Below are 8,354 nucleotides of genomic sequence, written 5' to 3' on the forward strand. Positions count from 1 at the left end.
AGACCGAGGTGCAGCGGCTGCTGTCGATCATGGACCGGCTGCGCAAGGACAAGGTCGCCATCATGTTCGTCACCCACCGGCTGGAGGAGGCATCCGCCATCTGCGACCGCATGACGGTGCTGCGCGACGGCAGGCTGGCGGGGCATCTCGACCGTCAGGGCGGGCCGATCAAGCTGCCCGCCATCATCGAGAAGATGGTCGGCCGCGCCGCTTCCGAACTTTACGCGCGGCCCGCCCAACGCGCGGTGGCCGGCGATGTGGTGCTGTCCGTCCGGGGCTTGCGCACCGTGCGCGACCCCGAGGCGCCGCATGCCATCGTGCTCGACGGCGTCGACATCGACCTCAGGGCCGGCGAGATCCTCGGCGTTGCCGGGCTCGTCGGCTCGGGCCGCACGGAGCTCGCCCGCGCCATTTTCGGCGCCGACCGCATCGCGGCGGGCACGATCACGCTCGACGGCAAGGAAATAGCACCCGCATCGCCGGCCGACGCCATCAAGCTCGGCATCGGCCTGGTGCCGGAGGACCGCAAGCACCAGGCGATCTTCGCAGCCCTTGGTATATTGCCGAATTTCTCCGTCGCCTCGCTTGGGCGCTTCAGCAACGGCTTCGGCTTCATGGCCGAGCGGCGCGAGCGCGACGCGCTGTCGGGTTTCCGCAAAATGCTGTCGATCCGCATGGCCTCGGCCGAGCAGGCGATCGAGGGCCTGTCGGGCGGCAACCAGCAGAAGGTGATCCTGGCGCGCTGGCTGGCGCGCGACCCGAAAGTGCTTGTTGTCGACGAGCCGACGCGCGGCGTCGATGTCGGCGCCAAGGCGGAGGTGCACCAGATCCTGGTGCAACTGGCAGCGCGGGGCATCGCGGTGATGATGATCTCGTCCGAACTGCCCGAGGTGCTGGCGGTGTCGGACCGCATCGTCACCATGCGCAAGGGGCGCATCACCGGGCAGATGCCAGGCGTCGAGGCAAACGAGGAAAGACTGATGGAATTGATGGCGCTCGACAGGCAGGATACGCCGGCACAGGACGCGGGGGGACAGGCACGATGAGCATCGCCGAGGAACAGAACCAGCGCGGCGGCGTGACGATCGCGCGGCTTTTGATGAGCTTCGGGCCGCTGCTGTTCCTGGCCGCCCTCGTCGTCGTCTTCACCGTGTTGAAGCCGAGCTTCATCGACCCGATCAACCTGTTCAACATCACGCGCCAGATCTCGATCACCGGGCTGATCGCGCTCGGCATGACCTTCGTCATCCTCACCGCCGGCATCGATCTTTCGGTCGGCTCGCTGCTCGCCTTCTGCGGCATGGTGGCGGCCGTGGTCGCCAAGGGCGGCACCGCTAATACGCTGTCGCTGTCGACATCAGGCACGCAGGGCTATGGCTGGTTCGCGGCGCTGCTGGCCGCCGTCGTGGTCGGCGCTCTCGCCGGCGGCGTGCAGGGGTTCGCCATCACGAGGCTGAAAGTACCGCCCTTCGTCGTCACGCTGGGCGGGCTGACGGTGTTTCGCGGGCTGACGCTGACCATCTCCAATGGCGGCCCGATCTCCGGCTTCGATGCCTCCATGCGCTGGTTCGGCACAGGGCTGATCGGCCCGGTGCCGGTGCCGGCGCTGATCTTCGCCATCGCCGCCATATTGTGCCACATCGTGCTGCGCTACACCCGCTATGGCCGTGCCGTCTACGCCGTCGGCGGCAATGCCGAAGCGGCACGGCTGTCGGGCCTGCGCGTCGACCGCATCCTGGTCTCGGTCTATGTCATCGTCGGCTTCTTCGCCGGGCTCGCCGCCTTCGTGCTGTCGGCCAGGCTGAATTCTTCCGAAGCGGTCGCCGGCATCGGCTACGAGCTGACGGTGATCTCGGCCGTCGTCATCGGCGGCACCTCGCTGTTCGGCGGCATCGGCTCGGTCGGCGGCACGGTGGTGGGGGCTGCCCTGATCGGCGTGCTGCAGAACGGGCTGCAGTTCAACAACGTGTCGTCCTACACGCAAAGCATCGTCATCGGCCTGATCCTGATCCTGGCGGTGGCGTTCGACCGCTGGCTGAAGTCGCGGGTGAGACGGTAGGGGTGCGCGGCACCATGGCCGCGTGCAGCGGATGCGCGGCCAGTTCCCGGCCCGGTTGCAAAACATCGGCGCCTTGCTAGAAAGGCTTGGGCGGGTGGCGTCATGAGGGATGCTCATGGTTGCCGACATCATCAGGCCGATCAGCTTGAGTTTTTCGCTGCTGCGGCGCTTCTGGCCGCAGCTCGTGGCGCTGGTGCTGGCCGGGGTGCTGGCCGGCGATCTCCTCCTGCAACTGGCGGCCAAGGTGGCGCTCGCCAACCATTTCGCCGGGCTTGCCATGCTCACTTTGGTGGCGCTGGCGCAGCTGGTGGTGACGGTGGCGATGTTCCATGTGCTGCGGCCGGGCCTGCCCAATGTGCTGGCCGCGCAGCGCGGCGCGGACAAGGCCGCCGAGAGCAAAGTCGCCGGCAAGGAGACGAGCGATGCAGACCAGCGCGGCTCGCGGCTGGTGCGCATGATCACCATCGCGCTGCTGCCGTTCTTCGCCTACTACGCCGCCTGGGGATTTCTTGGCGATATCGTGCGGCAGTATTCGCGCGCCTCGCTCGACCAGGCCGGTTTCGGCCAGAGCGGCAATGTGCTCGACGTGCTCGATTCGCGCTGGCTGCTGATTTCGGTCGCCGTTTCCTGGCTGGTCCGCCGGCTGGCCAAATTCATGCAGACGAAGACGACGGCAACGTCGTTCTGGCAGATCGTCGTGGTGATCTGCGAGACCAACTGGATCTTCGTCGGCCTCTACGTCATCAGCCGCTGGAAGGACAGCGCGCTGCAATGGCTGATGAGCCGCAACTTCTGGTCCGTGCTGCAGGCGTCCATCGATGGGCTGGCGAGCCCGGTTCCGGTCGCGACGGCCGCACCAGTGGTGACGGCGGCGAGCGCCGCACCAGTGGTGACGGCGGCGAGCGCCGCACCAGTGGTGCCGGTCGAGATCACCTCGATCGCGGCCTCGACGGTGGCGGTCAATCTGTTCTTCTACATGCTTTTGCCACTGATCTGGCTGGTCATGGCGGCGCTGATCTACGGCTATGAGGTGCGCGACGACGCGGCGCTGATGCGGGTCAACGGCCGCGTCGAACGGTTCGGCCAGCGCTATGCCGGACTGCCGAAATTCCTGCGCGACTTCGTCGAGCATTTCATCGCCGGCTACCGTTCGCGCTACCTGCCGATCGCCAATGGCGTGCGGCTGACGGTGAGTTCCAGCCTGGTGCTGCTGTGCACGCTGATCGTCGGCTACCGCCTGCTCGACTGGGGCGCCGCCTGGCTGTGGCTTGGCGCGACAAGGCTGATCGGCCCGCACGAGCTCGACGTCTGGCAGATCCTTTCGCATGGGGTGACGCTGCTGTTCGGCAGTCCCTTCCAGGATTCCTCCACCGGCATCCTGATCGAGCCGATCAGGATCTGTTTTCTCGCCGCCGTGCTGGAGACGGCGTTCTCGCTGTCGAAGGGGGCGGGGAATGGAGTTAGTGAAGCCGCGGCGTAGGCGTGCGTTCCTCTCCCCGTATAGTGACGGGGAGAAAGTAGCTATTTCGGCGGCCTTTGAAAACGCAGGTACCACGGCCGCTCGCTGCCCAGGCCGACGGCCGGGCGGATGGTTTTCACCGCGTCCTCGGGCACGATGAAAGTGTCGCCGACGGTGATGACGTCGCCTTTTCTGGCGCCGGAGAAGATCGCCTGGGCGCAGTTCATCGCGCCCTCCGGCAGGCTGACGCCGGAGATGAAATCGGGCAGCCAGCGACGGCCGGCGGCGTCGGTCAGCATCAGCTTGCAGCCCAGCCATTGTTTACGCAGGTCCGGGTCGCCGATGGTCACGGTGAAGGTGGCGATGACGGCGAAGGCGTGGTCGGGCAGGCGGCCGGCCTTGCCGCCGCGCAAATCGGCCAGCTTCCAGCCGCTGCCGCCGAACGGCACGGACTGGCCGAACTCGACATCCCTGGCGATGAGGTCCTCGCCATGCAGCCATTCGCGCACGCTGTCATAACTGGTCTCGGCCAGCGTCAGCGGCAACAGGGCGGCGAGCGCGACAAGGCCGCGCCGGCGCCATTTTCGCTCGGCTTGCGGGTCGACGGCCCGTTCCGTCGAAACGGCGCTCATGTCTTGCCCTGCGGTGTCTGGCCCTGCGATGTCTGGCCCGGCGCGGCATCGAGGTCGAATTCCGGCAGGATGTCGGACGGCTGGCCGTCAGCGCCGGTCGGCAGCGCATCGAGGCTGATGCGGGCCTGCGCGTCGAGCGGGCCGAACTGGCGCGCGGCGATCAGCAGCCTGGCGCCGCGGATCTGGTCCGATGGCACTTCGAAGACGAACAGGCCGCGTTTGTCCAGGCCCGGATCGACGCCGTGCGGCGGCATGTCCTGGCGGTAGCCCAGCCGCTCCGTCTGGTGATAGCGCAACCCGGTCGGGCCTTGCCAGGTGCCGTCGGCCACCGCCGTGGAAGCGCCGGTCGCGGTGAGGTTTGTCGTCGCCACCACCCACAGGCCGCTGGTCGTCAAAAGCTTTTCCTGGCCGAACTGGCTGGCCTTGAGCTGGCGCGCGAAGATCACCTTGTCGAGCCGGACAGCGAAGCTGCGCGCGCGCACCGTGTCGTGCATGGCGCCATCGATGGGAATTGGTGCGGTGAGGTCGGCATAATGCGGCTTCGTTACCTGCATGCCGTAGCTCAGCGCCACGGTCGCGCAAAGGACCGCCAGATTGCCAAGCACGCGTATCCTCATGAGCCGCTCCCCGGCTGCCCGATCGCCGGCTGCCCAGTCGCCGACAGGTCGGTGACCGGCAAGGTGACGGTGCCGAGCCGGTAGGGATTGTACCAGCCGGGCGCGCCATAGAGATTGTCGCGCGGCTTGAAGATCTCGGCGGTGACGCCGAAGGCGAGATTTGCCGGCACGGTGGCGTCGCCGGCAAGCGGCCAGACATAGGCCATGCGCTCAGTCATCCCCGGATGCAGTTCCGGCGTCATCGTGGAATCGCGTGTCAGCACGATCATCGGCGAGGAGTCGGGCAGGACAATGCCGTCCGGCGTGAAGACGTTGAAATAGCCCTTGTCGGATTGCGCGGTGCGGTTGGTCATGTCGACTTCCAGCACCAGCGCCTTCTGGCCTGGCTTCAACGGCACGCCATGGACCCCGGCATGGCTGACATAGGCCCGCACCGGTTGCAGGCGCCAGCGTCCGGCGTCGATGACGGCGTCTGGCGGCAATTGTGGTGGACCATGGGCGGGCAGGGCGCCAAACGCCCCCATCACGCCGGCGACAAACAAGGCGGCGATGGTTCCCGCGCCGGCCGTTATCCAGCTCTGAATTTTTGAGCGGGCAGTCTTGAACATTCCAAACCATGCACGTCGAACGAACAGCCACCCACCCGCAATCTAGGAAGAAAAGGCAGGGATTGGAACCCGCAAATGGCTGGTCCAACCGTGCCGAGCCTCAGGCTGCTTCGAGCGCCCAGAGATGATGGCCGTAGCGACGGAAGAAGCGCGCGACGAGACGCTGCTCTTTCGCCCTGGCGAGATCGGGCAGGCGCCGTTCCTGGCGCCAGCGCGGCATGTTGCGCCAGCCGGCGATGAAACGGGCAGCATCCTCGATGGCTTCATGCGCCGACAGCGCCGGGCCGATCGCGGCCAGGAACAGAGGCTCCGACTGCTTCATTTCGTCGATGACGGCCTTGCGCCTGAAATGATCGAGACGGGCTTGCGCGATGCCGTTGCGGCGGATCGCCTCGAAGGCTTCGAGCAAGGCGGGACTGTCGCCGGTGTAACCGCAGGCGCGGGCGAAATCGGCGGCATCCATTCTTGCTCCCGCATCCAGGCGCGGGTCATTCCACGCCGACTCACATATGCGAGGTGTATATAAGCATAACTCAAAAAGACATAAAAGAAAGACTTTTGGAGGAGTTTGGAAACTGCGACTCGACTCCCGCTTCAAAACACGGGAAGATAGGAACAAATCAGAAACAAAAGGACAGGGGATGATGGCGTTGCCGGGCAGGGAAGCAGTGATCGCGCAGGTCGCCTCGCTGTCGGTCGAGTGCGCCGATTGCGGCCGCAACAGGTGGTGGCGGCCCGATCAGTTGAAGCGCTTCGGGGTCAACGGGAACACGCCGCTGGCCGCGTTGTCGGGGCGCATCGTCTGCTCGGCCTGCCGTGCCGACGGACTGCCGGGCACGGCGATCTCGATCCAGGCAGCGTTCATCGACGAGCGCCAGCGCGTGCGCAGCGAGGCACGGATGCTGGGCGATCGTGAGGTGCTGGTGGAGGCGAGGCGGGCTTGAGCAAAGGACGTGCCGTCATGGACGATTTCGCCAACATTGTGACGCGATGCGGCAACCCAGCCCCTTCTCCCCGTCACTATACGGGGAGAAGGTGCCGGCAGGCGGATGAGGGGCGGCGCTGATTTGGCGGAATTGAACTTCTATTCTGATGGTGCGAGGGAGTTGCAAGCTTGGTCGTTTTCTTTGAGGTGGCATTCGAGACGCCACTTGCCGAAATCTTGGTGCTGCTCCTCATTGTCCTGCCGGACATTTCTCCCCGTATAGAGACGGGGAGAAAGTAAGCTGTTGCGGATGGTTTCGCCAAATATCAACGGTTAAGAACGCCGGCGTGCCGGTGAGGGCGGCCTGGATCCGGAAAGGCAGGCGCTCCTAATACCCCAGCAGTTCCTTCAGCGGGATGACGCGCCAGACCTGCTTGATGGCGTAGCGGTTGAAGGTCAGCGTCTTGGGCGGATTGTACTGCTCGACCACCAGCTCGCCCGCCGTGCGCCGGACCAGTTTCTTGATGAAGGCCTTGCCGTTCTTCTCGTTCTCTTCCGGAAAGGTCTCGATCACGACATGGTCGCCCGGCACCGCGTCGCGGCCGCCGCAATAGATCATGTCGCCGGGTTCATAACGCGGCACCATGGAATCCGAGAGCACGTGCAGCGCGAACACTTTCGGCAGGTTGCGGACTCCCGGCGGACGCTGGACGTATCCTGCCGATTCGCCGTTGAAGGTGAAGTCGCCGTCATCACCGCCGACGGCGGCGCCCAGCACCGGAATATCCATCGCTCCGGCCGGCAGGGGGCCGGCATCGGTGACGATCTCGGCGTCCGCCACCGGGCCGGCATCGTCGAGGAAGACGACCTGCCCTTGGCCCAGCGCCACGGGGTCGACACGCAGGAAGGCGGCGGTCTTCAACAGGTTCTCGGTCTTGGGCAGGTTGCGCCCGGTTTCCCAGTTGCCGACGGCGGCGACATCGGTGTCGTTGTGCTCGGCGATGTGGCGCATGACCAGGCCGCGCTGCTTGCGTGCCTGGCGGATCGCGGCTCCGACCCTGATCGACAATTGCGTTTTCACCATGGCCTCATGTGACCGACAAGTCCTGCTTTCGTCCATGAAAGAATGGCTTGCATCGATTTTTGAGTTATGCTTATATCGCCTCATGCAAAAACTCAACCCCCTCAGAGTCGACAGCGCCTCCAGCCCGGCCTTGCCGGGCTGCCCTTTCCCTTCCGACCCGGCCTCCTCCTCCCCGGCCGGGGCGAAGCGCGAAGCCGATTGCCTTGACGCATCGGCCTCGCGTCCGGTCCGCCCGTCAGCGGCGGCCGGAACGGCCGGAGCCGCCGCTCCCCGCGGCTCCGGCCCCCCATTCGACGCGGCCGCCGGGTGTTTCCTGATCCGCACGCAGGACCGCACCGTCATCGCCGACGAGCCGACGACGGGCAGGGCGGTTTCCGCCCCCGACAGGGACACTGCGCGTCCGCGGCTTGACGCGCCCGTCGACCGGCCGGGCTGAAAGCAGCCCTTCCACAAGCAATCCCCGCGGCCGACAGGCCGGACCACGGCCGGCAGTCCCATCGCGGCTGTGGGCAAACCCGACGCTTGCCTGACGGCGCCGTTCGCGGCGGCCGCTGGCCGCGCAATGGAGACCGACATGGCAAGCTATAGCGACAGCGAATTGCAGGCGATTGCCGGCTGGCTGAGGGACGGGCTTTCGGCCTCGAGGATTGCGGCGGCGTTCAGCGTACAGCGCGGCGCGCGCGTATCGCGCAACGCCATTATCGGCATCGTCCACCGCAACGCCATGCTTGGCGCGATCGGCTTTGCTAATGGCAAGGGCCTGGCGGCGCGCACGGCGATGGCCAAGGCGGCGAGCCGCGCCGCCAAGGCGGAAACCAGCCGTGCCGGTGCCACCCCGCAGCCGGCCAAACCCGCCATGCGGCCGAAGCGGGCTCCTTCGCCCGTCCGGCCGAGGCTTTTCCAGCGCGAGGCGGGCGTGCTGATCGCCGATGGGCAAACCTACCGTTTCAAGGTACCCGCGCCGCCACGC

The 8,354-nt window shown here is 66.3% G+C and carries 10 protein-coding genes; 5 read left to right on the plus strand and 5 right to left on the minus strand.

Annotated elements, in window-relative coordinates:
• The 3 genes from EOA36_RS19365 to EOA36_RS19375 form a co-directional block, all read left to right on the plus strand.
• Positions 1–1,046: sugar ABC transporter ATP-binding protein (locus EOA36_RS19365; RefSeq protein WP_145969222.1), on the plus strand; the 1,046-nt coding region annotated here is incomplete at its 5' end.
• Complete coding sequence (locus EOA36_RS19370) at positions 1,043–2,059, plus strand: ABC transporter permease (protein WP_127278997.1); 1,017 nt, start codon at positions 1,043–1,045, stop codon at positions 2,057–2,059. The genes EOA36_RS19365 and EOA36_RS19370, both read left to right, overlap by 4 nt.
• A gap of 115 nt (positions 2,060–2,174) precedes the next feature.
• Entirely contained in the window at positions 2,175–3,539 is a 1,365-nt protein-coding gene (locus EOA36_RS19375; protein ID WP_127278998.1) for a hypothetical protein, read from the plus strand.
• A gap of 41 nt (positions 3,540–3,580) precedes the next feature.
• On the opposite strand, the gene EOA36_RS19380 is transcribed toward EOA36_RS19375, so the two are convergent.
• From EOA36_RS19380 to EOA36_RS19395, 4 genes are all read right to left on the minus strand, one after another.
• On the minus strand, positions 3,581–4,150 hold the full coding sequence (locus EOA36_RS19380; protein WP_127278999.1) for a hypothetical protein: 570 nt from the start codon (positions 4,148–4,150) through the stop codon (positions 3,581–3,583).
• Entirely contained in the window at positions 4,147–4,767 is a 621-nt protein-coding gene (locus EOA36_RS19385) for a hypothetical protein (RefSeq protein ID WP_127279000.1), read from the minus strand. The genes EOA36_RS19380 and EOA36_RS19385 overlap by 4 nt, the downstream gene beginning before the upstream one ends.
• Complete coding sequence (locus EOA36_RS19390) at positions 4,764–5,375, minus strand: hypothetical protein (protein WP_127279001.1); 612 nt, start codon at positions 5,373–5,375, stop codon at positions 4,764–4,766. The genes EOA36_RS19385 and EOA36_RS19390 overlap by 4 nt, the downstream gene beginning before the upstream one ends.
• A 100-nt stretch (positions 5,376–5,475) precedes the next feature.
• Positions 5,476–5,838 carry a hypothetical protein gene (locus EOA36_RS19395; protein ID WP_127279002.1) on the minus strand — a complete coding sequence of 121 codons (363 nt, stop codon included), beginning with the start codon at positions 5,836–5,838 and terminating at the stop codon, positions 5,476–5,478.
• Positions 5,839–6,019: 181 nt separating this feature from the next.
• Here EOA36_RS19395 and EOA36_RS19400 point away from each other — a divergent pair, with 181 nt between their 5' ends.
• Positions 6,020–6,319 carry a hypothetical protein gene (locus EOA36_RS19400; protein WP_127279003.1) on the plus strand — a complete coding sequence of 100 codons (300 nt, stop codon included), beginning with the start codon at positions 6,020–6,022 and terminating at the stop codon, positions 6,317–6,319.
• Positions 6,320–6,688: 369 nt separating this feature from the next.
• Here the strand turns inward: EOA36_RS19400 and EOA36_RS19405 are convergent, their stop codons facing one another.
• Positions 6,689–7,384, minus strand: coding sequence for a helix-turn-helix transcriptional regulator (locus tag EOA36_RS19405; protein ID WP_189553275.1), 696 nt, complete (start codon positions 7,382–7,384; stop codon positions 6,689–6,691).
• A 574-nt stretch (positions 7,385–7,958) separates the two neighbouring features.
• Between EOA36_RS19405 and EOA36_RS19415 the strand changes: the two genes are divergently transcribed.
• Positions 7,959–8,354 (plus strand): GcrA family cell cycle regulator (locus tag EOA36_RS19415; protein ID WP_281040067.1); only part of this gene is annotated, 396 nt, incomplete at its 3' end.

It is taken from the genome of Mesorhizobium sp. M8A.F.Ca.ET.021.01.1.1, assembly GCF_003998025.1.
GTDB lineage: Bacteria > Pseudomonadota > Alphaproteobacteria > Rhizobiales > Rhizobiaceae > Mesorhizobium.